Raw genomic sequence first — 26551 nt, 5'->3', positions numbered from 1 at the left:
ATGACCTCACCGGTTGGCCTCGTGAAGAAGAATCTGCCGATGATCACGGTTCTTGCCGTGATTGCGGCCGCGGTTGTTCTTGTCCTGGCCGACCGGTGGCGTCGCGGTTCGCTGGTCTTGGGGGTGGCGGTCATTATCGGCGCGGCTGCCCGTTGGTGTTTCCCGGAGAATCGAGTGGGACTGCTCGCGGTGCGAGGTAAGAAGTTCGATACCGCGGCGATGGGCGTCATGGGTGCGTTGATCGTGACTCTTGCCCTCACCATCGATCCACTCGGCACCGACTGAGAGTCAGCTGTAGAACGTCGCGACGTCTATCTCGCGCAACGGAATCCACTCTCCGCGTTCCTTCTTTGTGGTCGAGTTCCGCTTTCGTCCCTGCTTTGTTCGCAGCGTGACGGCAAGTGCAGGTTCTTCGTCGATCCGGCCGGACAGTGCGTAGATCGCAGCAAGATGATGGACGCACGGGGTGCGCCGACTCGAACAGTCACACGTGGCGCTGCATTCGGAAAGATCCACGGCCACAGTGATATCGCGTGCCCGTAGATCCGCGACGACACTGTCCGGTAGTTCTCCGGTCGATACGGATCGGTTCGTGGTGCCACTCGCTCGAATCAGCCGAGCAACGATATCGGATTGTTTTTTGTCCCAGAGTGGCACGCTGACAACAACAGTCGACGTCTTTCCCTTCGCGGTGACCTGCGCGGCAAGCGTGCCCGCAGAAATATCCGTGAAGGTCACACCGCCGCCTCGGGCCAATGTGCGTGCGGTGGGCAGGGAGGGGTTGCGTCCGGACGTCGATGTTTGCTCGATCGTCCGCAACCACACGCGACCCCATGCGGTCACTCCGAATTCTGCAGCCATCAGATGATCACCGCACCGTCGAGTTCGAGCAATTCACGCAGTTCGCTGTCGGGAAGATCTGCGAGCGCTCCTTCGGAGTTTCCGGAAATGGATTCGGCTACAGCTCTTTTGGATTCGTGCATGGCGGCGATGTGATCTTCGACGGTTCCTCCGGTGACCAGGGTGTGGACGTTGACTGTGCGCTGCTGACCGATTCGATGGGCCCGATCGGTGGCTTGGTCTTCGACGGCAGGGTTCCACCACCTGTCGTAGTGAACGACGTGACTGGCGCGGGTGAGATTGAGCCCGAACCCGGCCGCGCGCAGGCTCAGAATGAGAACGGGCGATGATGCGCCGTCGGTTTGGAAGGCGTCGACCATGGCGTCGCGACTGGCAACATTCAGACCGCCGTGGAGGAACGGAACGTCTGCGATGCCCAGCTCGGCCGTGAGGTGCTTCGACAGCAGTTCGCCCATCGTTCGGTACTGCGTGAACACCAGGGCCCGATCACCGTCGTCGACTATCTCGGCGAGCATTTCGGTTGCGCGATCGAACTTTCCGGAACGGCCACGCAGATCCTCGCTGTCGCCGGTGACTTGAGCGGGATGATTGCATACCTGTTTGAGAGTGGTGAGGAGTGCAAGGACGTTGCCGCGTCGGGCAATGCCGGTGCCCAATCCGGTATCGAACGCGTCGGAGACCGCTGCCCGGTAGATACGCGCCTGCTCCGACGTGAGTGTGCACTCGACGGTGGAGAACTGTTTCGGCGGAAGATCCTTGGCAACAGTATCTTTGGTGCGGCGCAGGACGTAGGGGTCGATGATCGTTGCCAACCTCGTTGCCGCGGACGCCGAGCGGCCGGATTCGATCGGGACGGCAAAACGCTGCCGGAAGCGTGCCCGCGTTCCCAATACCGCGGGATTGGCGACGTGAAACAAACTCCACAACTCTTCGAGGCGGTTCTCGACCGGTGTGCCGGTCATCGCAACCTTGACGGTGGCATTGAGCCGCATGGCTGCCTTGGCAGCCAGCGAAGACGGATTCTTGATCTGCTGCGCCTCGTCGAAGACAGCCGACGCCCACGGCACGCTCTCCAATTCGTCTGTATCCGAGCGTAAGACGCTGTAGCTGGTGAGCACCACGGTGCCTGCCGCCGGTTCGGCAAGAAGAGCGCGGCCGGACCCATGGTGCACGTGCAGGTTCAGGTGTGGCGCGAACCGGCAGATTTCGCGCCGCCAGTTTCCGATAACGGACGTCGGGCACACGACAAGATGAGGACCGTCGTCGGCTCTGATTGCGATCATCGAAATGGCTTGCAGTGTCTTACCCAGACCCATCTCGTCGGCAAGGATGCCGCCACCGGTATCGGCCAGCGACGTCAACCATTCCACGCCTTGAATCTGGTACGGGCGCAAAGTCGCCTGAACCTGCGCACGATCGAGTGTGTCCACCAAAGTCTGCGCGTGGGTGAAGCGCTGTACCGACGCGGCGGCACTTCGGATGACCGTGTCGTCGCGGTAGAGAGCGGCGTGTCCGGCAGGTGGCATGGCGCCGGGTTCGCTGTTCTCGATCACTCGCTTCCAGGCGCGCACCGATTCTCCGATGCCGGGTTGATCTGCGTTCACAGCCTGCAATGCCGTTACCGCTTCGGTGAATTCGACGATTTGAATGTCGATGTCTACGGGCGTGATGACGCCGTCGACCGGTACTGCCATTCGGGCGACGGCGGCACTGCCGATCGGGAGCCCCAACTCCGCGAGATGCCCGGCCGTATCCGGCACACCCCAGAACCCGAACGCCATATTTTCGGGAAGGTAGGTCGCCTGCAGTCGATCCGGGCACGGTTGAGTCACGAGCGTCGATGGTAGCCGTGATCGGTGACTGAGGGCCACGCTCTGTCGGAGAACCGAACATTTCATACATCGGCCGTGATAGTCACCGCGCCGGTCGGTGTTCCCGTTGCACATGCTGGTGCCGTCACCATGTGGGGCGGGGCCGACGACAATCAGCGCGACGGCGTCCCGGTTCGGGGGATCTACTCCGCACTTGCTGCCGGTGATCATCATTCGGTGGCGTTGTCTGCCGACGGAACGATCACTGCGTGGGGCAACAACGAGAACGGGCAACTAGGCGGTGTCCCGACCGTCGACCGGATCACTGGGAAGCGTGACCGGTAGCTGAGTGCTCAACGAGCCGTGCGGGCCAACTCCATTGTCCGGCGCAGCAATTTTGCCACGGCGTCGGCTTCGGTGAGGAAACCGTCGTGCCCGTCCTTGGAATTCAGGATTTCGAGGCCGGCGCACGTCGGGATTCCGGCCGCGATCTCTTCCTGCAGACGTAGCGGGTAAAGACGATCGGAATCGACTCCGCCGACGACTACCGGGACCGTGATCGACGCCAATGCCGCTGCGACTCCACCGCGTCCGCGGCCGATGTCATGACGGTTCATGGCCTCGGTCAACAACACGTAGGTGCTGGGATCGAAACGCGACACGAGTTTGTCGGCCTGATGTTCGAGGTAGCTCTGAACCGCGTATCGTCCACCGTTCCAGGGGTTTTCATGCCCCTGGGCGGTGTTCTCGAAACGGGTGTCGAGTTCCGTTTCGGCGCGGTAGGTGAGGTGCGCGATGCGCCTGGCGATCCCGAGTCCGGCGCGGGGAGTGCGTCCGGTCCCGTGATAATTGCCGCCCTGCCAATCGGGGTCGGACATGATGGCGGCGATTTGTGTTGTCTGTGTACCGATTTGATCGGCGGTGGCGCGTGAACCTGTGGCCAAGACCAGTGCGGAGTTCAGATTCTCCGGATACGACACAGCCCATTCGAGGGTCCGCATGCCGCCCATGGAGCCGCCGACCACTGAAGCAAGCCGATCGATACCAAGCAGGTCGATCAGCTTCTTTTCGGCTGCGACCTGATCGCGAATGGAGATGCCCGGAAACCGGCTACCCCACGGCTTGCCGTCCTCGGCAAGCGAACTCGGACCGGTGGTACCACGACAACCGCCCAGAACATTGGTTGCAATGACGCACCATTCGCCGGTGTCGACAGGTTCGCCGGGGCCCACCATCCCGTTCCACCAACCGGGGGAGGGCTGGGTGTCTGATGCCGGGCCGGTGACGTGTGAGTCTCCGGTCAGTGCATGCTCCACCAGAACGACGTTGTCGCGGTTCGGAGACAGCTCGCCCCACCGTTGAACCGCAAGCGATACCGACGGCAGCACTGCGCCGTTCTCGAGCTGGAGTGAGCCGATGTCGACGGTTCCGACCCGGCCGTCCGGCGGCGGCAGGATATCGGCGACCTTTGTCTGGGCTTCGTTGACGGTCAAGATGCCGCCGCCGCGGTGAGGCCGGTTTCGAGGTCGGCGAGGATATCGGTGATGCCTTCGATTCCGACGGCGAGGCGGACGAGTCCGGGCGTGACTCCGGCCGCGAGCTGTTCCGCGGGAGTGAGTTGGGCGTGGGTGGTGGAGGCGGGGTGGATGACGAGGGAGCGGACGTCACCGATGTTGGCGACGTGGCTGTGCAGGGTAAGGGCGTTGACGAACTTCTTGCCTGCGTCGACACCGCCGGGCAGCTCGAAGGTGACGATGGCGCCGGTTCCCTTGGGGGTCAGTTGCTTTCCGCGTTCGTACCACGGTGAGGAGGGGAGTCCCGCGTAGGAGACGGAGGCCACGGCGGGATGGCCTTCGAGGAATTCGGCCACCTGCTTGGCGTTGGCGACGTGGCGTTCGATGCGCAGGCTCAAGGTTTCGATGCCTTGGGCGATGAGGAACGCGTTGAACGGCGCGACGGCGGAGCCGAGGTCGCGCAGGAGCTGTACGCGGGCTTTGAGTGCGTAGGCGGGCGCGCCGAGGTCGGCGAAGGTGACGCCGTTGTAGCTCGGGTCGGGGGTGGTGAAGTTGGTGTGGCGTCCCTGGGTCCAGTCGAAGCTTCCGCCGTCGACGATGACGCCGGCGATAGCGGTGCCGTGCCCGCCGAGGTATTTGGTGGCGGAGTGCAGGACGATATCTGCGCCGTGTTCGAGAGGGCGGAGCAGGTAGGGGGTGGCGACGGTGTTGTCGACGATCAGCGGTATTCCGTTCTCGTGGGCGAGGGCGCTGATGCCGGGGATGTCGAGGATGTGGTTCTTGGGGTTGGCGATGGTCTCGCCGAAGAAGGCTTTGGTGTTGGGGCGGACGGCAGCTGCCCACTGGTCGAGGTTGTCCGGATCCTCGACGAAGGTGGTTTCGATGCCGAGCTTGCGAAGCGTGTAATGCAGGAGGTTGTAGGTGCCGCCGTAGAGGTAGGGCGAGGCGACGATGTGGTCTCCGGCTTCGGCGAGGTTCAGGATCGCGAGGGTCTCGGCGGCCTGACCCGACGACAGCAGGAGTGCAGCGACTCCACCTTCGAGTGCAGCGATGCGCTGCTCGACGGCATCCTGCGTCGGATTCATGATGCGCGTGTAGATGTTGCCCGGCTCGGCCAGGCCGAACAGCGCGGCAGCGTGATCGGTGTTGTCGAAGACGTAGCTGGTTGTCTGGTAGATCGGCAGAGCGCGTGCGTTGGTCGCGGTGTCTGCGGTTTGTCCGGCGTGGACCTGCTTGGTCTCGAAGGACCAGTTAGCTGAGATGTCGGTCATGATTTGTGTACTCCAGTGGTCTGACGGATAGCTGTCGGACGGGGGCGAATGATCGCCGCCCCGTGCTGGGGTCTATCTACAAGTGCGACACATACTGAAAAACCTCCGTGGGGCTCGGCCCGGTCTGGGGTCCGTCCCTGTCGGACCCGCGCTTGTCGCCTGGAAATCCGGTGAAGCTGCAACTGCGCAGTTTCACCTCGAGGCGACCTGGTCATCACCCGGGGCACCCCACCGCGGTTGGAGGGTTGCCGTCCAGCGAGCCGGGGCTTGACGCTGGTACTCATGACCGAGCTGAATTCTACCGGGAGTGAAGCCGACGCATGACGCGGGTCGAAGTGTGCGGTGTCACCAGTCGCCATTCGACGCGAGCGCGCCCACTAGCAGGCAAAAGTTACCGGCCGGTAGTGACTTGGAGGAGGGGCTGCCGGTTGCGGTCCCGAGGGTTAGCAGTACGCTTGTCTTGTTTGGGACTCATCTCCCGGGATCAGTCCACACAGTCTAGGTTTGATAATCGAACCGTTCGCGGACCCACTCACAAAGTGTGACCGCAACCGTGTAACCAGGGGAAACTTCCTAGGAGGACGCGAAGCACCCATGTCCAAAATAAAGGTTGAGGGCACCGTCGTCGAACTCGACGGCGACGAGATGACACGCATTATCTGGCAGTTCATCAAAGACAAGTTGATCCACCCGTACCTCGATGTGAACCTCGAGTACTACGACCTCGGTATCGAGTACCGCGACGAGACGGATGACCAGGTCACCATCGACGCCGCACACGCGATCCAGAAGCACGGCGTGGGCGTCAAGTGCGCCACCATCACGCCGGATGAGGCTCGTGTCGAGGAATTCGGTCTCAAGAAGATGTGGCGTTCCCCCAACGGAACGATCCGCAACATTCTCGGCGGCACGATCTTCCGTGCACCGATCATCATCTCGAACGTTCCGCGACTCGTCCCGGGCTGGACCAAGCCGATCATCATCGGCCGTCACGCATTCGGTGACCAGTACCGCGCCACAGACTTCAAGGTCCCCGGCCCCGGCAAGGTGATGATCACCTACACGCCTGAGGACGGAAGCGCACCGATCGAGCACGAACTGGTCAACTTCCCCGAGAACGGCGGCATCGTCCAGGGGCAGTACAACTTCAACGATTCCATTCGTGACTTCGCTCGCGCGTCGCTCACCTATGGTCTGCAGCAGAACTACCCGGTGTACCTGTCCACCAAGAACACCATTCTCAAGGCGTACGACGGTGCCTTCAAGGACATCTTCCAGCACGTCTACGAGACCGAGTTCAAGGCTGAGTTCGATGCCGCAGGTCTGACCTACGAGCACCGCCTCATCGACGACATGGTCGCTTCCGCACTCAAGTGGGAGGGCGGCTACGTCTGGGCATGCAAGAACTACGACGGCGACGTCCAGTCCGACACCGTGGCTCAGGGCTTCGGCTCGCTCGGCCTCATGACGTCGGTTCTGCTGACACCGGACGGAAAGACCTGTGAGGCAGAGGCTGCTCACGGCACCGTCACGCGTCACTACCGTCAGCACCAGCAGGGCAAGCCCACCTCGACCAACCCGATCGCGTCCATCTTCGCGTGGACCCGTGGGCTCGAGCACCGTGGCAAGCTCGACGGCACCCCTGAGGTCATCGGCTTCGCGCAGCAGCTCGAAGACGTTGTCATCAAGACCGTCGAAAGCGGCCAGATGACCAAGGACCTCTCGATGCTGGTCGGCGGCGACCAGGGTTACCTGACCACCGAAGAATTCCTCGGTGCGCTCGATGTGAACCTGCAGAAGGCCATGGCCGCGAAGTAGTTTCACAGCTTCACTTTTCACATGGGACGCCCGGGCACTCCGGGCGTCCCATGTGTGTCCGTGGTCTCACGTGAGCGAACTCACCGGCTCTCACTTGGAAGTTCAACCAAGTCTGCGACAACAATTGACCAGTGACGTCGTCAACCCTTTCCCACCTCGATGCCCCGACATCCAGGGCCCGTTCTACCAGGGGTCCGGCGATGCTCGCGTTGGCGCTCGGCGGGTTCGGTATCGGCACCACCGAGTTCGTGGCGATGGGTCTCCTACCGGAGATGGCAACCGGGTTGGGTGTGTCCGAGCCCACCGCCGGTCACGTCATCTCCGCGTATGCGCTCGGCGTTGTCGTGGGTGCGCCGCTCATCGCGGCCCTGACTGCTCGGATCCCGCGCCGCACACTCTTGATCGCTCTCATGATTGCGTTCACCGTGGGCAATGCCGCGTCGGTGTTCGCGCCGTCGTACACGACGCTGATGCTCGCCCGATTCGTCGCGGGGTTGCCGCACGGTGCGTACTTCGGTGTTGCCGCCCTGGTTGCGGCGCACCTGGCCGAACCGGGTAAGCGTGCCAAAGCTGTTGCCATGGTGATGATGGGTCTCTCCGTCGCCAATGTCGTCGGTGTGCCGGCGGCCGCGTGGCTCGGGCAAACCGTGGGCTGGCGCAGTGCCTTCGCGCTGGTCGCGGTGATCGGTGTCGCAACTGTGGTGTCGCTGCTTGTCTGGATCCCGCGCCTCGACGCTATGCCGATCACCAACCCGATCACCGAACTCAAGGCATTGGGCCGCATCCAGGTGTGGATGACCCTGATAGTGGGCATGGTCGGATTCGGTGGCATGTTTGCCGTTTACACCTACATCAGCACGACGCTCACGGACGTGTCCGGCTTGGGTGCGTCGTTTGTTCCGTTGGCGCTCATGCTCTACGGCCTCGGCATGGTGGCCGGCAACTTCGTCGGTGGCTTTCTCGCGGATCGGGCGCTCATGAAGGGCCTGTTCGCGTCGATGGCGTCGCTTGCGATCATCCTTGCGGTCTTTGTGCTCGCCGTTCGTAACCCGTACACGGCGTTGCTCTTCGTCTTCCTCATCGGTTTGGCCGGCGCGTCCATGGTTCCGGGGCTTCAGACCCGGTTGATGGACGTGGCCGAGGACGCCCAGACCCTCGCCGCGTCGCTCAATCACGCCGCCCTCAACATCGCGAATGCGTTCGGAGCCTGGATCGGTGGAGTGGTGATCGCCGCAGGCTTCGGTTACACCGCGCCCGCTGCGGTCGGCTCACTCCTTGCCGTCGCCGGCCTCGGCGTCCTGGTGGTTGCAGTGATCCTGCAGCGTAGAGCCGCGAACTGAGAACACGTCGGCACCATCGGCTACGGTGCTTGCCGTGCCACAAACAGCTGACTCTCATATTCTCGCGCCTCACACGATCACGTCGGTGAACGTCAACGGCATTCGAGCCGCAGCCCGCAAGGGCATGACCGAATGGCTCGAGAAGACCGACGCGGATTTCATCTGTCTGCAGGAAACCCGAGCATCCGACAAGCAGTTGCACGAGACTCTCGAACCTGCGCTGTCGAACGGTTGGTTCCTCGTTTCGGCTGAGCCGTCGGCCAAGGGACGCAACGGCGTCGCCGTCCTGTCCCGCGTCGAAGCCGACGCCGTTCGCATCGGTTTCGGTGACGAAGAATTTCAGGACGCGGGACGCTACATCGAAGCGGATTTTGCCGACCTCACGGTGGCAAGTCTCTACCTGCCGACGGGGGAGGCACTGACCCCGAAGCAAGAAGCGAAAGAACGGTTCATGAGTTCATTCGCAGCTCATCTCGCGGTCACCGCCGCTGCTGCCGAGTCGGCCGGGCGCCACGTGGTGGTCAGTGGTGACTGGAACATCGCCCACAACGAAGCAGACTTGAAGAACTGGAAGGGCAACAAGAAGTCTTCCGGCTTCCTGCCGAGCGAGCGGGAGTGGATGGACGTTCTGTTCGGAGACGAGTCCGCGTGGGTCGACGTGTTCCGGACGCTGCATCCGGGCGTCGAGGGACCGTACTCGTGGTGGTCGTACCGGGGTAAGGCATTCGACAACGATTCCGGCTGGCGCATCGATTACCAGGTGGCAACCCGAGCATTTGCCGAGCGCGCCAAGGTAGGCGTCGTCGAACGCGCGGAATCCTACGATTTGCGTTGGTCCGATCACGCCCCCGTCACCGTCTCCTACCGGTAGGCATCGGATATGCCCAGTGCCAAGACACTCAAGGCCTTAGGCACCGTCGTCGTCGCCGTGCTCGCGGTCGTGCTCGCGATGGTGCTGTCCTCTCAGGACTCCGACAGTTCGGCGACGGCGGGCTCGGCCAATTCGAGCACGTCGACTTCGGCGGCGACGTCAACCCAGGTCAAGCCCGGCGCTACCACCAAGGCGGCCCAACCGACCTCGTCGGCACAGAAGTCGTCGGCCCAGCAAGTGAGCAGCGATGCGCCGGCGCGGGTACTCGCGACGTTGGTGGAAATCGACGCCGGACGGTGGCCGGATTCCGCGAATGCGGTGGGAACCAAAGGCGGCGTCACCTTCCGCAACAGCGAGGGCAGGTTGCCGGCCGTCGGGGCAGGTGGTGGCCGGGTTGTCTACCAGGAGTGGGATGTCAATCCGAAGAAGAGCGGTCAGGGCCGTGATGCCGAGCGGATCGTCACCGGCAACGACGGTTCCGCGTGGTACACCCTCGATCACTACGAGACCTTTACGAGGATCCGCTGATGTCTGATCTCGGAGCTGTCAGTGTCGACCGGTGGCTCGATCCGGAATCCGGCGTCGCGTCGGTGGCTGTGTCCGGCGAGCCGGCGCTTCTGGACGAGTTGGCGAGGGATCTCCGGATGCGCGATCTTGTTGTTCGCGTCGTTCGCGGATCGCACCTGCAGACCGTCGCGCAGGTCTTCGACGAATTTGCGGCAGCATTTCAGTTTCCGTCACACTTCGGCCGCAACAAGGACGCGTTCGATGACGTCATGCGTGATCTCGACGATGTACTCGGCCTCGGCGCCGGGTTCGTCGTTCTCGTCCGAGACGCTGAGTTTTTGCTACGCGGCGAACCCGATCAGTTGCCGTGGTTCCGGGAATCGATGGATTTCTACGCCGAGGAATGGGCGCCCACCGTGTTCGGCACCGCGTATCAATTCGACTCGGACTCCGAAGAAACCTTTGCCGCGGAACTTGCGGTGCTCCGCTACCCGGACACCACACACACCCACTGAATCACCCTCGTGGAAAGATCGGAAGCATGTCGACCCCTGCAGAACAGAAGCCCACGGCAAAACCTCGCGTGCTGTCCGGTATCCAACCGACGTCGGATTCCTTCCACCTCGGTAACTACCTGGGCGCACTGCAGCAGTGGGTGCCGTTGCAGGACGACTTCGATGCCTTCTACTTCATCCCGGACTTGCATGCCATCACCGTGACCCAGGATCCCAAGGAACTGCGTCGGCGCACCAAGGTTGCCGTGGCGCAGCTACTTGCCATCGGGATCGACCCAGACCGTGCAACGATCTTCGTCCAGAGTCAGGTTCCCGAGCACGCTCAGCTTGCCTGGGTCTTGAATTGCATCACCGGTTTCGGTGAGGCCAGCCGGATGACGCAATTCAAGGACAAGTCGTCCAAACAGGGCAGTGACAACGCCAGTGTCGGACTGTTCACGTATCCGGTTCTGATGGCTGCCGATATCTTGCTGTACCGCCCGCAGCGCGTCCCGGTAGGTGAGGATCAGCGTCAGCACCTCGAACTGGCACGAGATCTGGCCGGACGGTTCAACAGCCGCTACGGCAAGGCCTTTGTCGTCCCGGAGCCGCAGATCATCAAGGGCACTGCCAAGATCTACGACCTGCAGGACCCGACGTCGAAGATGAGCAAGTCGGCAGCGAGCGATGCTGGTCTGATCAATCTGCTCGACGATCCCAAGGTGTCGGCCAAGAAGATCAAGTCGGCAGTCACCGACAACGAGCGTGAGATCCGCTACGACCCGCAGGCCAAGCCTGGCGTCAGCAACCTGCTCACCATTCAGTCGGCTCTGTCCGGTGTTCCGATCGAGACTCTGGTCGCGGGCTACGAGGGCAAGGGTTACGGCGATCTCAAGTCCGATACCGCGGACGTCTTGGCGCAGTTCGTGACTCCGCTCAAGGCCAAGGTCGACGGCTATCTTGCCGATGAGGCGGAGTTGGACCGCATCATTGCCGCCGGCGCGCACCGGGCCCGTGAGGTCTCGTCGCGCACGCTTGCCACCGTGTACGAGAAGGTCGGGTTCCTGCCGCCCAAGGGTTGATCTCGGGGATCGTGAACCGGTTGGAACGAAACAGGTCGACACGAATACAGGGGGAATATCTGTGGCTGAATCAGTTGCCGTCGAAGAGCCGAGCTTTCTCGACAAACAGCGCGCAGCACGGCCGTGGCTCGATCACCTTGTTCGTGCGGGTATGAGATTTCAGAACCAGAAGGGCGACTACTACGCCGCCGGAATCACGTACTTCAGCGTCCTCGCGTTGATTCCGATCCTGATGGTTGCGTTCGCGGTGGCCGGTTTCGTGCTGGCCGGCCACCCCGAATACCTGACTACCATTCAGGAAGAGATCACCAAATCCATCCCTGGCAGTCTTGGCGACACCATCAACAGCCTGATTCAATCGGCGATCGATTCCCGCGCCAGTGTTGGTGTTATCGGCCTTGTTGTTGCGTCGTACGCAGGCCTCGGCTGGATGGCCAACGTCCGCGATGCGCTCACCGCGATGTGGGAGAGCAAGCGTGATTCCAAAGGGTTCGTCAGAACCAAAATCGGTGACATCGGGGCACTGCTCGGTCTAGGCGCAGCTTTGGTCGTTTCGCTCGGCATGTCGGCGCTCAGCAGTGGGCCGGTAGCGCGTCAGGTACTGGTGTGGCTCAATCTCGAGAACATCACCGGGGTCGGCGTCGGACTTCGAATCTTGTCGACAGTGCTGTCGATCCTGGCCACCTGGGCTGTGTTCCTGTGGGTGATCGCACGATTGCCGCGTGAACCGGTGAGCTTACGCAGTGCCGCTGGTGCAGCACTGATGGCAGCTCTGGTATTCGAAGTATTCAAACAGGTTGGTGCGATCTATCTTTCGGCGGTCAGCAGCGGCCCTGCCGGCGTCGCATTCGGACCGATCATCGGTTTGCTCGTCTTCGTGTTCACCGCGTCGCGCATGCTGCTGTTCTGCACTGCCTGGGCGGCGACGACACAGGAAAGCATGGCACTGGCCTACATCCCGCCGCCCGATCCGGCGATCATCGCGCCGCGGGTGGTCGTCAGCGAAGGTATGTCGCCGTCACGCGTGGCCGCACTGATCGGGACGGGTGCATTAGCCGGTCTCGGACTGTCGGGCATTGCACGTCGGCGGAGTAAGTGAGGTAGTCGACTACTCGCGCCAACGCAATGCTGTCGTTGAACGATGAGATCTGAACGAACAAGGCAGATCAAAGGCAGTGCCGGATCAAGGGCAGTGCCGGATCAAGGGCAGTGGTCGACATGACAACAACCTCGTACGCAGTAGTGATCGGCGCTGGAATAGGCGGACTCTTGGCCGCCCGGGCGCTCAGCGAATTCGTCGACGACGTGACCGTCGTGGAACGAGATGCACTACCGGACACACCCGGGCCGCGGCGATGCGTACCGCAGGCCCGTCACGCGCACGCCTTGACCACGCGGGGTAGAGCTGCAATGGAGGAGCTGTTCCCCGGATTCACCGAGGATCTTCTCGGATTCGGTGCCCCGAACGGAGACATGCAGGCTGATTTCCGCTGGTTCATCGACGGTCATCGGTGGGCCAAGGGCGTTTCCGGAGTCCCGATGCTCGTAGTGAGCAGACCGGTCATCGAGTGGCATCTGCGAAATCTGGTAAGCGCGCTCCCCAATGTGGAGCTCATCGACAGGTGTACTGCGTCAGGCATCACCACTGATCCACAACACCGTGCAGTCACGGGACTCGCCGTGAGCGTGGAGCAGGAAGAAGTTGCGGATGGCGTGATCGCGGCCGACCTGATCATCGACTCCTCGGGGCGCAGTTCCATGAGCCAAGGTTGGCTCGAATCGCTCGGGTTCCCGCGGGCGCGCGAGGAGAAGCTTCCCATTCATCTTGCCTACGCCACTCGCCACTACCGGCGTGAACCATCCCATCTGGCCGGAGATCTGGGGGTCGGGGTAGGTGCCAGTCCGGAGCGTCCCCGCGGCGGATTGATGATGGCGCAGGAAGGTGACCGTTGGGTAGTTACGCTCGCCGGGTACGGCAAGGACGAACCTCCCTTGGACGCCGAGGGATTTGCTCGATTTGCAGCGTCACTGCCAGTGCCCGAGGTGGGTGCGTTGATTGCCGGGGCGCAGTCACTCGACGACGGGGTCCGCTACCGCGTTCCCGCTACTGTCCGCCGGCACTTCGACAGCAGCCAATTGCCGGACGGGTACATCCCGTTCGGAGATACGGTGTGCTGCTTCAACCCCATCTACGGACAGGGGATGACCGTCGCTGCCCTCGAGGCACTTACCTTGCGGCAGTGCCTTCGCGGAGACCACGGAGACCACAGCCTCGTCACGAAAACGTTCTTACGGAGGACCAGGCGGATCCTCGACGAGGCCTGGGACATGTCCTGCGCCACCGATTTACGCATGCCGTTCGTCGAGGGCAAGCGCACGGCAAGAATTCGGATGATCAATGCCTACGTTGCCCGTGTACATCGAGCGGCGGCTACAGACCCCCGGGTGGGCGCCGCGTTCTTGCGCGTCATCAATCTCCTTGCGCATCCGACATCGCTCGCGAGTCCGCCGACTCTGGCGAGAGTGTTGCGGGCGCAGCGGGCTTCCTCGGTTCATCGTCCCCGCAAGATATCCCGTAGTTCTGCCCGCCCGGCGGCACCGGTCCGCTGCGACGCCCGGTAAAGATGGCCTTCGACGGTGCGCACGGATACCACGAGGCGTTGGGCGATCTGTCGATTCGACAGTCCGCTCGCGGCGAGAGCCACGATTTCGCGTTGTCGACCGGTCAGGGGTTCGGGCGCGGAGGCTGCGCGCAAGGCGGGGGTAGTGGCGTGCCGACACCGCGCGGCGAGCCGTGTGGCGGTGGCGGACGCAGTCAGAGCCGCGCCGCGTCGCTGCGCGTGTGTGTATGCCATTGCAGCCTGGGCGGCGGCGTCCGCCGCGGCAATGGCGTCGCCCATCGATTCGTACGACCGTGACGCTTCCAGTAGTCCCTCTCCGTCGTCTGCGGCCAGGGCGGTGGCATGTGTGGCCGCGGCACACACGCGAGGACCTTCCACGAAATTTGCGAGGTCGGCCAGTCTGCGAGCGCCCGAGTGGTCCCCGAATTGCACTGCCGCTTGAAGACACATCACTTCATTTGCCGGTTGTCCGTGCTCGTGGGCCGCGCAGGCAGCGTCGCGGACGAGTGAAACTGCTTGGCTGACGGTTCCTTCGGTCGCAGCGGTCCACGCCCGCGCGATCGATGTCGCGGTGTCCATGAAGGTGAAGTCCGGGTAATGAATCGAGTCGAATTCGGTCATCGCCTCCGCCGCGGCTGTACTGTCGCCGGTCATGGCAAGAGCTTCGGCCAGCCACATCAGGCAAGCCGTGTGCAGTCCGTCGGTGGTGTCCTGTGCCGTGGCACCGGCAAGAGATTCGCGGAGAAACGTGATTGCGCTGTCGAGTCGGCCAAGTCCCAGGTGAGCGTGCCCGATCAGGAAACCGGTCTGCAATCGGGCCAGGCCTGGCGCGTTGAGGGTCTCGGATCGCAGCTTTTCGGCGATGGCCTCGCACTCGGTGAGCTGCCCGGCAAGGCGCAGCGCCCGGGCGTGCAGGGCGCCGATCCAGAACTTGAAATGTGCGGTCTCGACCGAGTGCGCCGCCAGGTCGTATCCGCGGAGTGCGGCGTCGTCGGCCTCGGTGATGTTCCCGAGGGCACCGTACGACATGACCTGCGCGCCGATGGCCATCATGGCGTGAAAGTCGGGTAGCTGCGCAGACGACAGTGCTGCGCGCGCTGCCTCGACGGCGTCATATGGCCGGCCCGTGACGGACTCCACCGACGCTCGAATTGCGGATACGGTGTCGGATCGGGCATGTGAGGTGGAAGAGGCCCGCGCAGCGGCATCGTCGAGTACGGTGCGCGCGTCACAAGGTTTGCCGAGCATCCAGACGAGGTTAGCCGCGCGCAGGGTCGCTACCTCGATGCGCACGTCGTCTGGGAGGGTAGTTTCCGCCAGTTCTGTGAATGTTGTTTCCGCAGAGCGTCCTTGGGCGAGAATCATCAGCATTTTGGCGTGCAGGATCTGGTATCGGACGCGTCCGCTCGCCTGCCAGGCTGCTTGGGCGAACCGATCGGCGAGGGCTGGGTCGAGCAGTTCGAGCGCGGCGCGGGCGGCAGCTGCGAACAATTCCGGATCCGGAGGTAAATCGGATTCGAGAGTGAGATTCGCTCGTACCACGAGCCCATGGGGATCGGATCGGTCGTCGGATGGGCGTAGTGCGTCGGCGAGTAGTCCGCGTAGTCTGCGCAGTCGAAGTGTGTGGCTCTCGGCTCGGCGTACCTCGCCGAAGAGCGGGTGTGCCAATCTGATTCCGATCCGGCGCGAACCACCGGTCTCGACGGTGATCAGGCCCTGAGTTTCCGCAGCTTCGATTGCCGCTGTACCGGTCAATCCGGCCAACGTCGCCACTGCGAGAGGTTCGCCGAGGGTGACCAGATCGAGCACGTCGCCGATATCTGCCGACAACGTGCCGACTCGTGCGGCGATCAACTCCCGCAAGCTGTGTGAGAGTGCACCTGGACCGTCCCACATCCAGATTCCGGCAGTGGTGTGCAGCCGCTGCGCTGTCAGCTCGCTTTCAACGAGTTGTCTTGCGTACAAGGCATTTCCGCGCGTCCACGACCAGAAGTTTCGGGCGCTGTCGGAATCGACCGGACCGGTGAGAACCCTCTCGAGCAGAACATGTAGCTCGTCGGGTGAGAGTGGACGTAGTTCCACTCGTGGCAGGATGCGGTCTTTCCACAGGGCCGTAATCGCGTCGGGAACATCCACTCCGGAACGGACGGTCAAGACGACGGTGGCGAGTCTGCGGATCACAAGATGATGTACGAGAAACGCGGACAGATCGTCGAGTAGGTGCGCATCGTCGATCGCAACAATGACGGGCCCCGAGTCGGCCGGCACGGTCAGCGCATCGACGATGTCATGCACGCGTTGCATCGGATCCGGCGCCGGGTTGCGGGCAATATCCGCGAATACACCCAACGGCAACGCCTGCGCGGACGCCGTGGCGACCGTCCATGTCACGCGAGCGCCCGCCGGACACGCGACGGCGAGGGCATCGCGTGCCAATCGGGTTTTACCTACGCCTGCCGCTCCGGTAATCACCAGGCCCGCCGCTCCGGCGTTCACTGGTTCGGTATCGACTCCTCGGATTGCCGCTGCTGCGCTGCGAAGTTCTTCGTCTCGACCTGTCAGCGGCCATGCGCTGATCATGATCGAATTTTACGACGGCGTACCCGGGCAGAGCTAGCGGCGACGGCCTACCACGATCGCCCCGAGGATCAGGCCGAGGACGACGACGCTGCCGCCGACGGCGACGGCTGTGCGCGCTGTGGAGCTGAATCCGGCGTCCGGGGAGGTGCCGGCCGCGGATACCGCGGCAGGTGCCCCCGGTGCGGTGGTGACGGTGGTCTCCGGTCGGCTGCTGTCGGTCGAGGTGTCGGTCAATGTTCCGACGGTCATCGTGGGGGAGAGCCCGAATCCGTAGTCGAGGAGGCGGGCGGCTTGCTCCCACGGACGGATCGGCTGTGCTTCGCCGCCCATCAACGTGACCAGGAGGGTTCGGCCGTTCCGCTGAGCCGCACCGACATAGGTATGACGGGCGTCGTCGGTGAAGCCGGTCTTGCCGCCCAACGCTCCGTCGTAGTTGTAGAGCAGTTGGTTGTCGTTTGCGAGGGTGAACCCGGGGCGGTCCTGATCTTCGGGGATCGTGGGGTCTTTGGGGAATCCCGGAAATTGAACCGTCTCGGTGTGGATCAGCTCGGCGAACGTCGGATTCTGCAGTGCCGCATGGAATATCACCGCAAGGTCGTAAGGTGAACTGCTCATTCCCGGGCCGTCCAGACCGGAGGGTGTGGCGGTGCGGGTGTCGAGTGCGCCCAGTTCCACGGCCAGCGCGTTCATCTTCTTCACGGCGGCGTCGTCACCCCCGAGTTGACTGGCCAGCGCGTGGGCGGCGTCGTTCCCCGACGCCATGACCAGTCCCTGCATCAGCTGCCGATTGGTGTACGTGCCGCCTTTGCCGAGTCCGACAGCGCTGCCTTCGGCATTTGCATCCTCTGCGGTAGCGGTGACGACGGTGTCGAGATTCAACGTGTCGAGCGCGACAAGCGCCAAGAGCATCTTGATGGTGCTGGCGGGGCGGTACCGGCCGTGCGGGTCTTTGGCGGCGAGCACGTCACCGGTTTCCGCGTCGGCGACCACCCAACCGGAGGCGGCGATGTCGGCGGGAAGCGGCGGCGCGCCGGCCGGCAGAACAACTCCGCACCCACCGAGTCGGTCACCTCCGACCGGTTCGTCCGGTACCGGCACGGGGGCGGGCACAGTTGCTCCGGGCGCGGGAACCTCGGAGAGGTCCACTGCGGGAGCCGGCAGGCTCGTGAACGGGCAACTGTCGGTATTGGGCGTCGTGAATGGTGCCGACGTAGTCGGCGGTGGGACGGGTTGCGCGATCACCGTGCCGGCAATTCCAGACACTCCTCCGATTCCGGAGATCACTGTTCCGGCAACAACAACTGCACACGCTCGACGCCACATCATCGTTATCCGAGGGTAGGCGCATTGCGCGTAACCGCCGAATCGCCGTGCCGTCTGCCACAGTGGAAGGGTCAGTTTTCGATCGGTGCATGACGTCAACGGCAGGGGATCGGTATGGGCAAGATTGTGGTGACGGAGTTCGTGTCCCTGGACATGGTCATGGAGGCGCCAGGCGGTGAACCTGGCTACGCGCACACCGGCTGGGTCTTTCCGTATCAGGAGGGCGACCAGATGAAGTTCAAACTCGACGAAACCCTCGCCGCGGATGTGCTCCTGCTCGGTCGACGGACGTACGAGAGTTTTGCCGGTGCGTGGCCTGAGCGTGAAGACGACCAGGGCTTTGCAGACAAGATGAACGAGATGCCGAAGTACGTTGTCACAAGCAGTACGGAGCCACTCGAATGGAATAACTCGACGGCTCTCACCGTCCCCATCGAGGAATCCGTCCCTAAGCTCAAGGAACAGATTGACGGCGAAATCCTGGTGGCGGGAAGTCGGACGCTCGTTCACGCATTGCTGTTGGCCGGTCTGGTCGACGAGCTGCGCTTGATGGTTTTTCCAGTGATCCTGGGCTCCGGTGGAAGAGTGTTCCCGGAATCGGCGGACAAGATCGTCCTGGAGTTGGTCGAAGATCGTCGATACAACTCCGGGGTTCAGGTTCTGACCTATCACCCAGCCGTCAGGTAGCGACACGCAAAATGACGAATGCCCCTCCCGCACAGCGGAAGGGGCATTCGAGTGGAGAGTACTAGCGTGCGAACAGAAGTGCGCGCTTGACTTCCTGAATAGCCTTTGTCACCTGGATGCCGCGGGGGCAGGCGTCGGTGCAGTTGAACGTGGTGCGGCAGCGCCACACACCGTCCTTGTCGTTCAGGATGTCGAGACGCTCGGAAGCGGCCTCGTCACGGCTGTCGAAGATGAACCGGTGTGCGTTCACGATGGCAGCGGGACCGAAGTAGCTGCCGTCGCTCCAGTACACGGGGCACGACGTGGTGCAGCATGCGCAGAGGATGCACTTGGTGGTGTCGTCGAAACGAGCACGGTCGTGCTGGCTCTGGATGCGCTCACGAGTGGGCTCGTTGCCACTGGTGATGAGGAACGGCTTCACGGCGCGGAACGCGTCGAAGAAGGGTTCCATGTCGACAACGAGGTCCTTCTCCACCGGCAAGCCGCGGATGGGCTCGATGGTGATGGTGACCGGCTTGCCGTCCTTGGGGAGCATGTCCTTCATGAGGATCTTGCACGCCAGGCGGTTGACGCCGTTGATGCGCATGGCGTCGGAGCCACAGACACCGTGTGCGCAGCTACGACGGAACGTGAGGGTGCCGTCGAGGTAGCCCTTCACGTACAGCAGCAGGTTGAGCATGCGGTCGGTGGGCAGAGCCGGGACCTGGAAGCTGTCCCAGTGCTGACCGTCGCCCGATTCCGGGTTCATCCGCGCGATCTTGAGGGTCACCATGACGGCGCCTTCGGGGACCGGGGGGAGGGCTGGTGCTTCTACAGCAGGCGCAGACATCAGTACTTACGCTCCATCGGCTCGTAGCGGGTCTGTACCACCGGCTTGTAGTCCAGACGGATGTCGGAGAGCAGGCCGTCGCCCTCCTTGTATGCCATCGTGTGCTTCATGTACTCGGCGTCATTGCGATCCGGGAAGTCCTCACGAGCATGGCCGCCACGTGATTCCTTGCGGTTGAGCGCACCGACGACGGTGACCTCTGCCATTTCGAGCAGGAAGCCCAGTTCGATGGCCTCGAGCAGGTCGCTGTTGTAGCGCTTGCCCTTGTCCTGAACCGTGATGTGGTTGTAGCGCTCCTTGAGAGCACGCACGTCCTTGAGTGCCTGGGTGAGGCGCTCTTCGGTACGGAACACGGATGCGTTGTTGTCCATCGACTGCTGGAGTTCGGTGCGGATGTCCGCAACGCGCTCGTGGCCGTGATCGGACAGGATGACGCCGACCCAGTCCTCGACCATGGCGGCCGGGGTCTCGGGCAGGTCGACGAACTCGGTGGAGTTCGCGTACGCGGCGGCGGCGATGCCGGCGCGGCGGCCGAAGACGTTGATGTCGAGGAGCGAGTTGGTGCCGAGGCGGTTGGCACCGTGCACGGAGACGCAGGCACATTCGCCGGCGGCGTACAGGCCCTTGACGACCTCGTCGTTGTTGCGCAGAACCTCACCGTTGATCTTGGTGGGGATACCGCCCATGACGTAGTGGCACGTCGGGTAGACGGGCACGGGCTCCTTGACGGGGTCCACGCCGAGGTAGGTGCGCGAGAACTCCATGATGTCCGGGAGCTTCTCGTCGAGAACTTCCTCGGGGATGTGCGTCACGTCGATGTAGACGTAGTCCTTGTTCGGGCCGGCGCCGCGGCCTTCGAGAACTTCGAGAACCATCGAGCGAGCGACGATGTCTCGGGGAGCGAGGTCCTTGATGGTGGGGGCGTAGCGCTCCATGAAGCGCTCACCGTCGGCATTACGGAGAATGCCGCCTTCACCACGAACTGCTTCGGAGATCAGGATGCCGAGGCCGGCGAGTCCTGTCGGGTGGAATTGGTGGAACTCCATGTCCTCGAGGGGGAGGCCCTTGCGGAAGATGATGCCCATGCCGTCACCGGTGAGGGTGTGTGCGTTGGACGTCGTCTTGTACATGCGTCCCGAGCCGCCGGTCGCGAAGACGATCGACTTGGCGTGGAAGATGTGGAGCTCGCCGGTCGAAAGCTCGTAGCAGATGACGCCGGTGGCAACGGGGCCGTCTTCGGTCTCGGTGATGGCGATGTCGAGTGCGTAGAACTCGTTGAAGAACTCGACGTCGTGCTTGACGCAGTTCTGGTAAAGCGTCTGCAGGATCATGTGACCGGTGCGGTCGGCGGCGTAGCACGCGCGGCGAACCGGGGCCTTGCCGTGATCGCGGGTGTGGCCACCGAAGCGACGCTGGTCGATCTTGCCTTCGGGCGTGCGGTTGAACGGCAGGCCCATCTTCTCGAGGTCGAGCACCGCGTCGATGGCCTCTTTGGCCATGATCTCGACGGCGTCCTGGTCGGCGAGGTAGTCGCCGCCCTTGACGGTGTCGAAGGTGTGCCACTCCCAGTTGTCTTCCTCCACGTTCGCCAGTGCGGCACACATGCCGCCCTGGGCCGCGCCGGTGTGGCTGCGGGTGGGGTAGAGCTTGGTCAGTACGGCCGTGCGGGCGCGGGGGCCAGCCTCGATTGCCGCACGCATGCCGGCGCCGCCGGCACCGACGATGACCACGTCATAACGATGTTCCTGCATGAAGTCTGTGCTCCCCTAGCTCGCCGAGATATTGGGGTCGAAGGTGAAGATGACGTACGTGCCCAGTGCCATGATCAGAATCATCGAGATGACGAGGATCGTGGTCAGCCAGAAACGCGTGGAGTCCTTGCGGGAGTAGTCCGCGATGACCGTGCGCAGGCCGTTACCGCCGTGCAGCTGCGCCAGCCAGAGCATCGTCAGATCCCAGATCTGCCAGAACGGACTGGACCAGCGGCCTGCGACGAATGCGAAGTTCAGTCGGTGAACGCCACCGTCGAGCATCAGCATGATGAACATGTGGCCCAGGACCAGGACGATCAGGGCGACGCCGGAGAAACGCATGAACAGCCACGCGTACAGCTCGAAGTTGTTCTTGGCCTTTGCCCGCGGGGAACGCGGGTTGTCCAGGCTGGCCGGACGGTCGTATGAGGTGCCGAGGCTCTTGGCTTCGGGTCCGTGAGTAGTCGCCATGTCAGTGCTCCGCAAACATGTTGATGAGGATGCGTCCGGCGCCCGGGATCATCACCAGGAACCAGATCGCCAGAATGGTCCAGAGCATGACGCGCTGGTACTTCGGGCCCTTCGACCAGAAGTCCACGAGCATCACGCGCACGCCGTTGAGGGCGTGGTAGAGGACCACACCGACGAGGCCGATCTCCATGAGACCGACGACGGGGTTCTTGTACGTGTCGATGACAGCGTCATACGTGTCGGGGTTGACCCGCACGAGGGCTGTATCGAGAACGTGTACGAATAGGAAGAAGAAAGTTGCGACGCCTGTGATCCGGTGTAGAACCCAGGACCACATTCCGGGGTCGCCCCGGTAAAGCGACCTCGTGCGCTCCTTCTGAGGAGCGGCTTCAGTCGTAGTACTCATCGAGTGCTGTGCCTCCAACGTCATTGGTGGACGCGCCGAGCTTGCAGAGAGCTTCGAGGTACTCAGCCCGGGCTCGACGTGGTCCTGAACCGACTTGACCCAAACTCTAAACCTATGTGAAACGGGGAACTAATCAGCCGTGGGATTCGTACACCGACCAATGTCTTTGTAAGGTTTGCCTTTCCAATCTTAATTTCGGTCGTATCGTGTCGTTTCTGCATGCATTCAGTCGGCGTGATTGGATTGCAAACTATGGGTGAAATCGACTGGAAGTTGTTGCGCCACAACGCGCAACAAGTCATGCGTCGGGCCTATGCCCCGTACTCCGGATATGCGGTAGGTGCCGCGGCACTAGTGGACGATGGTCGAATCGTCTCAGGATGCAATGTGGAAAATGTCTCATACGGTTTGAGCTTGTGCGCCGAATGTGGACTGGTGAGTAACTTAGCGGCCACCGGCGGCGGGCGCTTGATTGCCTTCTCGTGCGCCGACGCCGACGGCGCGATACTGATGCCGTGTGGCCGGTGCCGACAGCTCCTGCTCGAACACGGTGGCGCAGAACTTCTGATCGACACCCCTCGCGGACCGCGACCCCTCGCGGAGTTACTCCCGGACGCTTTCGGACCGGATCAAACGGAAGGACTTCGCCATGTTTGACGCCGTGTCGATCATCAGAGCAAAACGTGACGGTCGGGAGCTCTCGGGCACCGAGATCGATTGGATCGTGCAGGCGTTCACTGCGGGTGTTGTGCCGGATGAGCAGATGGCGGCCCTCGCCATGGCGATCTACTTCCGCGGGATGACGCGCTCGGAGACCGGCCGCTGGACGCGGGCGATGATCGAATCCGGCGGCACCATGGACTTTTCGGATTTACCGGTAGCGACGGTGGACAAGCATTCGACCGGTGGCGTGGGAGACAAGATCACACTTCCGCTGGCACCCCTGGTTGCGGCGTGTGGTCTTGCCGTTCCGCAACTGTCGGGGCGCGGACTCGGCCATGCCGGAGGAACTCTCGACAAGCTCGAGGCGATCCCGGGTTGGCGTGCCGACCTCACCGCAGCCGAGATGGTGGAGATCCTCGCGAACCCGAAGATCGGTGCGGTCATCTGTGCTGCCGGTGCGAATCTCGCGCCGGCAGACAAGAAGCTCTACGCCCTGCGGGACGTCACCGGGACGGTGGAATCCATTCCGCTGATCGCGAGTTCGATCATGAGCAAGAAGATCGCCGAAGGAACCGGTGCCCTCGTACTCGACGTGAAGGTCGGTTCGGGTGCATATATGAAGGAACTCGGCGATGCGCGGGAGTTGGCGCGCACCATGGTCGAACTGGGCAACGACGCCGGTATGCGCACGACGGCATTCATCACCGAGATGGGGACGCCACTCGGCTTGACTGCCGGTAATGCCCTCGAAGTGCGCGAATCGGTCGAGGTGCTGGCGGGCGGCGGACCTGCTGACGTCGTCGAACTCACCCTCCTCCTGGCTCGGGAAATGTTGTCGGCGGCCGGAATCGACGATGTGGATCCCGCGCAGAAGCTGGCCGACGGTAGTGCGATGGATCGGTGGCGGGCCATGATCGACGCGCAGGGCGGCGATCCGGACGCGGACTTGCCGGTGGCGCGGCACACCGAGGTCGTAACTGCCGACCGCGATGGTGTCCTCACCCGATTGGACGCCATGGGCGTCGGTATCGCAGCGTGGAAACTGGGAGCGGGACGCGAGCGCCAAGGCGACGCGGTGCAGGCTGGTGCCGGCGTGCAGATGCATGCAAAGCCTGGTGACGTGGTCCGTGCGGGACAGAAGTTACTGACATTGCACACCGACACACCCGAACGATTTGACGCCGCCCGGCGAAGTCTCGACGGCAGTTGGGCAATCGGACCCGAATCCGACACAGTGCCGCGGCCGCTGCTCATCGAGCGGATCGGGGGTGACTCGCGTTAGCTTATGTTGCATGAACGCACCGGTGTTGAACTCGATTCGTAGCGCGCCCAAAGTTCTACTGCACGACCACCTCGACGGTGGTCTGCGTCCACAGACAATCCTGGAACTGGCGCAGCAATCCGGATACACGGATCTGCCGGCGCACACGTCTGCCGAACTCGCGCAGTGGTTTCGAACCGCAGCAGACAGCGGTTCGCTCGAGTTGTACCTCGAGACCTTCGCGCACACCGTGGCCGTCATGCAGACCGCCGAAGGACTCTCACGCGTGGCGCAGGAATGCGCCGAGGATCTAGCCGATGACAACGTGGTGTACGCGGAGGTGCGGTTTGCGCCCGAACAGCATCTCGAACAGGGGTTGACGCTCGACGAAGTGGTTGAGCACGTGCTCGAAGGATTCCGGGCAGGGGAGTCAGCGGCCCAAGCGCAAGGGCGCAACATCCAGATCGGCTGCTTGCTGACTGCCATGCGTCATGCCGCGAGATCCCGTGAAATCGCCGAACTGGCTGTGCGATTTCGTGACCGTGGTGTAGTCGGATTCGACATTGCCGGTGCCGAGGCCGGGAATCCGCCGAGTCGTCATCTGGACGCCTTCGAGTACATGCGGGATGCCAACGCGCACTTCACCATCCATGCCGGTGAAGCGTTCGGGTTGCCGTCGATTCACGAAGCCATCGCATTTTGTGGAGCCGACAGGTTGGGCCATGGTGTGCGCATCGTGGACGACGTCACCGCCGTCGACGGTCGTCACGAGTTGGGCAGGCTCGCGAACTTCGTTCGAGACATGCGCATCCCGTTGGAGCTGTGCCCGAGCTCGAACGTCCAGACCGGCGCCGTAGCCGCATTGGCCGATCACCCGTTCGGACTGTTGGCAGACCTGCGGTTCCGGGTCACCGTCAACACCGACAATCGGCTCATGGGTGATACCAGCATGAGCCGCGAGATGGCGGCGCTGGTCGACACGTTCGGCTACGGCTGGACCGACCTCGAACGATTCACGATCAACGCCATGAAATCTGCGTTCATCCCGTTCGACCAGCGTCTCGCGTACATCGACGACGTCATCAAGCCCGGGTACGCCGTACTGATCGGATAGCCGTACTGATCGGCTAGCGCCGTTTACTCAGGACGCAGACGTGTCTCGAACTCACGCTCGAGTTCGCGCCATCCTTCGGATTCCTTGGTGAACGGCGCACTGGGAGCCATCCGGGACGGATCGGGGTTGAGGAGGTACGAGACGTACCACCCGAGCTCGTTCGATGCGGACAGTGTTTCCTCGGTGGACTCGTCGTCGGCGAAATCGGCTGCATCGGTGAACAATTCGACAGCAAGTTCGAGCTGTTCGACGTCGACGGCGTCCGGGCCCTGGGCAAGGTCGTCGGCGATGCCGGGGAGAACGTAGACATTCTCGTCGGTGACCTCGATGTCGAGTGAACCGTCGACGGCTGCATTCTGGATCAGGCCGTACGTGCTCACCTGTGACAGATCGTGCTCGTGATTGTCGGCGAGATACCGTGCGAGAGCGCGCTCGGACCGGAAGACCGTGATCAACCCGTCCTTACCGAGGAAGATTGCCTGATCACCCATGTAGCAGCGCAAAGTGTAGAAAGTGTCGGCCGAGGTGATGATGCGGACCGGGTCGACGCCGACCTCGCCCCAAAACGTCTCGATCTCGTCTTCCTCGTCGAGGTCGTCTTCGTCGAATTCCTCGTCCTCACCCTCTTCGGCAACATCGTCCGCATCGACGGTGTTCTCGGCGGCAGCGAGGAGTTCGGCTTCGGCGACGGCCACCGCAGCGGCATCAACCTTGGGCGACGTCACCACGTTGTCGATCGCGTCGAGAACCTTGTCCCAGTCCTTGGCGATGGCTGCGCCGACCTGATCCCAGATCTCGAGTCCTTCACGACCGTCGAACGTGCTCGCACCCGTGGCGAGTGCACCCAGAATCGGGTGACCGCTGAAGAACCGGATCACGGAATCCAGTTCGCAGACCTCGCCGATATTGCGGGCCATGTTCAAGGTGTCTTCGAGTTCCGAGACAACCAGCGGTTCCGGATCCCCGGCAGCAAGTTCCGGCACTCCGACGAAGTCGAACGTGAAGTTCTCCTCCGGCTCGAGTTCCGCGGCGGAAAGTCCGGCCACAACACTCCAGGCGGGGTGGTCGACCAAATCGTTGTCGGTATCGGTGCGGATGAAGGCAGCGAGTTCCGCGACCGAGGCAAACCCGTACAGATCTTCCTCGTGACCGAGGAAGGCCTCCCATTCGTCGTCGCCCTCACGCCACCGAGGCGCCCACAACGTGACGAGGTCTCCACTTGTGAGACCGATTTCGATCGGGACGATATCTCCAGCCATGGGCGGAAGCCTATCGA

Annotated in this window: 25 protein-coding genes and 1 riboswitch; of the genes, 14 read left to right on the top strand and 11 right to left on the bottom strand. The window is 62.8% G+C overall.

What is annotated here, in order from left to right; translation table 11 throughout:
• The gene (locus tag ACFRFQ_RS15965) at positions 1-285 is read left to right on the top strand and encodes a DUF3017 domain-containing protein (RefSeq protein ID WP_138869451.1); all 285 of its coding nucleotides are present in this window, start codon (positions 1-3) and stop codon (positions 283-285) included.
• 3 nt (positions 286-288) lie between these two features.
• Here ACFRFQ_RS15965 and ACFRFQ_RS15960 read toward each other — a convergent pair whose 3' ends face one another.
• Together ACFRFQ_RS15960 and ACFRFQ_RS15955 are read right to left on the bottom strand one after the other, a co-directional pair.
• Positions 289-861 (bottom strand): hypothetical protein, encoded by a 573-nt coding sequence (locus tag ACFRFQ_RS15960; RefSeq protein WP_378659320.1) that lies wholly within the window; start codon positions 859-861, stop codon positions 289-291.
• On the bottom strand, positions 861-2693 hold the full coding sequence (locus tag ACFRFQ_RS15955) for a DEAD/DEAH box helicase (protein ID WP_378659317.1): 1833 nt from the start codon (positions 2691-2693) through the stop codon (positions 861-863). Before ACFRFQ_RS15955 ends, ACFRFQ_RS15960 begins: the two co-directional genes overlap by 1 nt.
• 24 nt (positions 2694-2717) lie before the next feature.
• Between ACFRFQ_RS15955 and ACFRFQ_RS15950 the strand changes: the two genes are divergently transcribed.
• The gene (locus tag ACFRFQ_RS15950; RefSeq protein WP_378659315.1) at positions 2718-3017 is read left to right on the top strand and encodes a hypothetical protein; all 300 of its coding nucleotides are present in this window, start codon (positions 2718-2720) and stop codon (positions 3015-3017) included.
• 8 nt (positions 3018-3025) lie between these two features.
• Here the strand turns inward: ACFRFQ_RS15950 and ACFRFQ_RS15945 are convergent, their stop codons facing one another.
• A complete protein-coding gene (locus ACFRFQ_RS15945) occupies positions 3026-4129 on the bottom strand; it encodes a homoserine O-acetyltransferase (RefSeq protein WP_378659672.1) in 1104 nt (367 codons plus the stop codon).
• Between the two features lie 32 nt (positions 4130-4161).
• Positions 4162-5457 (bottom strand): bifunctional o-acetylhomoserine/o-acetylserine sulfhydrylase, encoded by a 1296-nt coding sequence (locus ACFRFQ_RS15940; RefSeq protein ID WP_378659312.1) that lies wholly within the window; start codon positions 5455-5457, stop codon positions 4162-4164.
• A 143-nt stretch (positions 5458-5600) separates the two neighbouring features.
• Positions 5601-5745, bottom strand: a riboswitch (SAM riboswitch).
• A gap of 306 nt (positions 5746-6051) precedes the next feature.
• Here ACFRFQ_RS15940 and ACFRFQ_RS15935 point away from each other — a divergent pair.
• From ACFRFQ_RS15935 to ACFRFQ_RS15900, 8 genes are all read left to right on the top strand, one after another.
• On the top strand, positions 6052-7275 hold the full coding sequence (locus ACFRFQ_RS15935; RefSeq protein WP_378659309.1) for an NADP-dependent isocitrate dehydrogenase: 1224 nt from the start codon (positions 6052-6054) through the stop codon (positions 7273-7275).
• Between the two features lie 200 nt (positions 7276-7475).
• Entirely contained in the window at positions 7476-8615 is a 1140-nt protein-coding gene (locus ACFRFQ_RS15930) for an MFS transporter (protein WP_378659669.1), read from the top strand.
• 25 nt (positions 8616-8640) lie between these two features.
• On the top strand, positions 8641-9486 hold the full coding sequence (locus tag ACFRFQ_RS15925) for an exodeoxyribonuclease III (protein ID WP_378659306.1): 846 nt from the start codon (positions 8641-8643) through the stop codon (positions 9484-9486).
• A 9-nt stretch (positions 9487-9495) separates the two neighbouring features.
• Positions 9496-10014, top strand: a complete 519-nt coding sequence (locus tag ACFRFQ_RS15920; RefSeq protein ID WP_378659303.1) for a ribonuclease domain-containing protein — start codon at positions 9496-9498, stop codon at positions 10012-10014.
• Complete coding sequence (locus tag ACFRFQ_RS15915; protein ID WP_378659300.1) at positions 10014-10508, top strand: barstar family protein; 495 nt, start codon at positions 10014-10016, stop codon at positions 10506-10508. Before ACFRFQ_RS15920 ends, ACFRFQ_RS15915 begins: the two co-directional genes overlap by 1 nt.
• Positions 10509-10534: 26 nt before the next feature.
• Positions 10535-11569 (top strand): tryptophan--tRNA ligase, encoded by a 1035-nt coding sequence (trpS, locus tag ACFRFQ_RS15910; RefSeq protein ID WP_378659297.1) that lies wholly within the window; start codon positions 10535-10537, stop codon positions 11567-11569.
• Positions 11570-11630: 61 nt separating this feature from the next.
• The gene (gene yhjD, locus ACFRFQ_RS15905) at positions 11631-12668 is read left to right on the top strand and encodes an inner membrane protein YhjD (RefSeq protein ID WP_378659294.1); all 1038 of its coding nucleotides are present in this window, start codon (positions 11631-11633) and stop codon (positions 12666-12668) included.
• 119 nt (positions 12669-12787) lie between these two features.
• Positions 12788-14191 carry an FAD-dependent oxidoreductase gene (locus ACFRFQ_RS15900; RefSeq protein ID WP_378659291.1) on the top strand — a complete coding sequence of 468 codons (1404 nt, stop codon included), beginning with the start codon at positions 12788-12790 and terminating at the stop codon, positions 14189-14191.
• Here ACFRFQ_RS15900 and ACFRFQ_RS15895 read toward each other — a convergent pair.
• The gene (locus ACFRFQ_RS15895; protein WP_378659288.1) at positions 14122-16770 is read right to left on the bottom strand and encodes a LuxR C-terminal-related transcriptional regulator; all 2649 of its coding nucleotides are present in this window, start codon (positions 16768-16770) and stop codon (positions 14122-14124) included. The two genes, ACFRFQ_RS15900 and ACFRFQ_RS15895, sit on opposite strands and share 70 nt — an antisense overlap.
• Positions 16771-16803: 33 nt before the next feature.
• Entirely contained in the window at positions 16804-18096 is a 1293-nt protein-coding gene (locus tag ACFRFQ_RS15890) for a D-alanyl-D-alanine carboxypeptidase family protein (RefSeq protein ID WP_378659285.1), read from the bottom strand.
• Positions 18097-18207: 111 nt separating this feature from the next.
• Here ACFRFQ_RS15890 and ACFRFQ_RS15885 point away from each other — a divergent pair, with 111 nt between their 5' ends.
• Entirely contained in the window at positions 18208-18780 is a 573-nt protein-coding gene (locus ACFRFQ_RS15885) for a dihydrofolate reductase family protein (protein ID WP_378659282.1), read from the top strand.
• A gap of 61 nt (positions 18781-18841) precedes the next feature.
• On the opposite strand, the gene ACFRFQ_RS15880 is transcribed toward ACFRFQ_RS15885, so the two are convergent.
• From ACFRFQ_RS15880 to sdhC, 4 genes are read right to left on the bottom strand one after another with little or no spacing between them, the layout of a single operon-like run.
• The gene (locus ACFRFQ_RS15880; protein WP_033231276.1) at positions 18842-19609 is read right to left on the bottom strand and encodes a succinate dehydrogenase iron-sulfur subunit; all 768 of its coding nucleotides are present in this window, start codon (positions 19607-19609) and stop codon (positions 18842-18844) included.
• Positions 19609-21360, bottom strand: a complete 1752-nt coding sequence (sdhA, locus tag ACFRFQ_RS15875; RefSeq protein ID WP_138869437.1) for a succinate dehydrogenase flavoprotein subunit — start codon at positions 21358-21360, stop codon at positions 19609-19611. The genes ACFRFQ_RS15880 and sdhA overlap by 1 nt, the downstream gene beginning before the upstream one ends.
• Positions 21361-21375: 15 nt before the next feature.
• A complete protein-coding gene (locus tag ACFRFQ_RS15870) occupies positions 21376-21831 on the bottom strand; it encodes a succinate dehydrogenase hydrophobic membrane anchor subunit (protein WP_138869436.1) in 456 nt (151 codons plus the stop codon).
• Between the two features lies 1 nt (position 21832).
• A complete protein-coding gene (gene sdhC / locus ACFRFQ_RS15865) occupies positions 21833-22237 on the bottom strand; it encodes a succinate dehydrogenase, cytochrome b556 subunit (protein WP_072782401.1) in 405 nt (134 codons plus the stop codon).
• Positions 22238-22489: 252 nt separating this feature from the next.
• On the opposite strand from sdhC, the gene ACFRFQ_RS15860 reads away from it, so the two are divergent.
• From ACFRFQ_RS15860 to ACFRFQ_RS15850, 3 genes are read left to right on the top strand one after another with little or no spacing between them, the layout of a single operon-like run.
• The gene (locus ACFRFQ_RS15860; protein ID WP_378659276.1) at positions 22490-22894 is read left to right on the top strand and encodes a cytidine deaminase; all 405 of its coding nucleotides are present in this window, start codon (positions 22490-22492) and stop codon (positions 22892-22894) included.
• On the top strand, positions 22887-24182 hold the full coding sequence (locus ACFRFQ_RS15855; protein WP_378659274.1) for a thymidine phosphorylase: 1296 nt from the start codon (positions 22887-22889) through the stop codon (positions 24180-24182). The genes ACFRFQ_RS15860 and ACFRFQ_RS15855 overlap by 8 nt, the downstream gene beginning before the upstream one ends.
• Positions 24183-24192: 10 nt before the next feature.
• Positions 24193-25275 carry an adenosine deaminase gene (locus tag ACFRFQ_RS15850; protein WP_378659272.1) on the top strand — a complete coding sequence of 361 codons (1083 nt, stop codon included), beginning with the start codon at positions 24193-24195 and terminating at the stop codon, positions 25273-25275.
• 23 nt (positions 25276-25298) lie between these two features.
• On the opposite strand, the gene ACFRFQ_RS15845 is transcribed toward ACFRFQ_RS15850, so the two are convergent.
• Positions 25299-26534: a primosomal protein gene (locus tag ACFRFQ_RS15845; RefSeq protein WP_378659266.1), complete on the bottom strand. Its 1236-nt coding sequence runs from the start codon at positions 26532-26534 to the stop codon at positions 25299-25301.
• Positions 26535-26551 lie beyond the last annotated feature (17 nt).

The organism is Rhodococcus sp. NPDC056743 (assembly GCF_042790355.1).
Taxonomy (GTDB): domain Bacteria; phylum Actinomycetota; class Actinomycetes; order Mycobacteriales; family Mycobacteriaceae; genus Rhodococcus_F.
This window is presented reverse-complemented; position numbering and strand designations above follow the sequence as displayed.

Excerpts from the sequence above, each read along its gene's own strand:
- ACFRFQ_RS15965 (WP_138869451.1), top strand. The coding sequence starts at position 1 with ATGACCTCACCGGTTGGCCTCGTGAAGAAGAATCTGCCGATGATCACG.
- ACFRFQ_RS15960 (WP_378659320.1), bottom strand. The coding sequence starts at position 861 with ATGGCTGCAGAATTCGGAGTGACCGCATGGGGTCGCGTGTGGTTGCGG.
- ACFRFQ_RS15940 (WP_378659312.1), bottom strand. The coding sequence starts at position 5,457 with ATGACCGACATCTCAGCTAACTGGTCCTTCGAGACCAAGCAGGTCCAC.
- ACFRFQ_RS15935 (WP_378659309.1), top strand. The coding sequence starts at position 6,052 with ATGTCCAAAATAAAGGTTGAGGGCACCGTCGTCGAACTCGACGGCGAC.
- ACFRFQ_RS15930 (WP_378659669.1), top strand. The coding sequence starts at position 7,476 with ATGCTCGCGTTGGCGCTCGGCGGGTTCGGTATCGGCACCACCGAGTTC.
- ACFRFQ_RS15920 (WP_378659303.1), top strand. The coding sequence starts at position 9,496 with ATGCCCAGTGCCAAGACACTCAAGGCCTTAGGCACCGTCGTCGTCGCC.
- ACFRFQ_RS15915 (WP_378659300.1), top strand. The coding sequence starts at position 10,014 with ATGTCTGATCTCGGAGCTGTCAGTGTCGACCGGTGGCTCGATCCGGAA.
- trpS (WP_378659297.1), top strand. The coding sequence starts at position 10,535 with ATGTCGACCCCTGCAGAACAGAAGCCCACGGCAAAACCTCGCGTGCTG.
- ACFRFQ_RS15900 (WP_378659291.1), top strand. The coding sequence starts at position 12,788 with ATGACAACAACCTCGTACGCAGTAGTGATCGGCGCTGGAATAGGCGGA.
- ACFRFQ_RS15895 (WP_378659288.1), bottom strand. The coding sequence starts at position 16,770 with ATGATCAGCGCATGGCCGCTGACAGGTCGAGACGAAGAACTTCGCAGC.
- ACFRFQ_RS15890 (WP_378659285.1), bottom strand. The coding sequence starts at position 18,096 with ATGATGTGGCGTCGAGCGTGTGCAGTTGTTGTTGCCGGAACAGTGATC.
- ACFRFQ_RS15885 (WP_378659282.1), top strand. The coding sequence starts at position 18,208 with ATGGGCAAGATTGTGGTGACGGAGTTCGTGTCCCTGGACATGGTCATG.
- ACFRFQ_RS15880 (WP_033231276.1), bottom strand. The coding sequence starts at position 19,609 with ATGTCTGCGCCTGCTGTAGAAGCACCAGCCCTCCCCCCGGTCCCCGAA.
- sdhA (WP_138869437.1), bottom strand. The coding sequence starts at position 21,360 with ATGCAGGAACATCGTTATGACGTGGTCATCGTCGGTGCCGGCGGCGCC.
- ACFRFQ_RS15870 (WP_138869436.1), bottom strand. The coding sequence starts at position 21,831 with ATGGCGACTACTCACGGACCCGAAGCCAAGAGCCTCGGCACCTCATAC.
- sdhC (WP_072782401.1), bottom strand. The coding sequence starts at position 22,237 with ATGAGTACTACGACTGAAGCCGCTCCTCAGAAGGAGCGCACGAGGTCG.
- ACFRFQ_RS15860 (WP_378659276.1), top strand. The coding sequence starts at position 22,490 with ATGGGTGAAATCGACTGGAAGTTGTTGCGCCACAACGCGCAACAAGTC.
- ACFRFQ_RS15855 (WP_378659274.1), top strand. The coding sequence starts at position 22,887 with ATGTTTGACGCCGTGTCGATCATCAGAGCAAAACGTGACGGTCGGGAG.
- ACFRFQ_RS15850 (WP_378659272.1), top strand. The coding sequence starts at position 24,193 with ATGAACGCACCGGTGTTGAACTCGATTCGTAGCGCGCCCAAAGTTCTA.
- ACFRFQ_RS15845 (WP_378659266.1), bottom strand. The coding sequence starts at position 26,534 with ATGGCTGGAGATATCGTCCCGATCGAAATCGGTCTCACAAGTGGAGAC.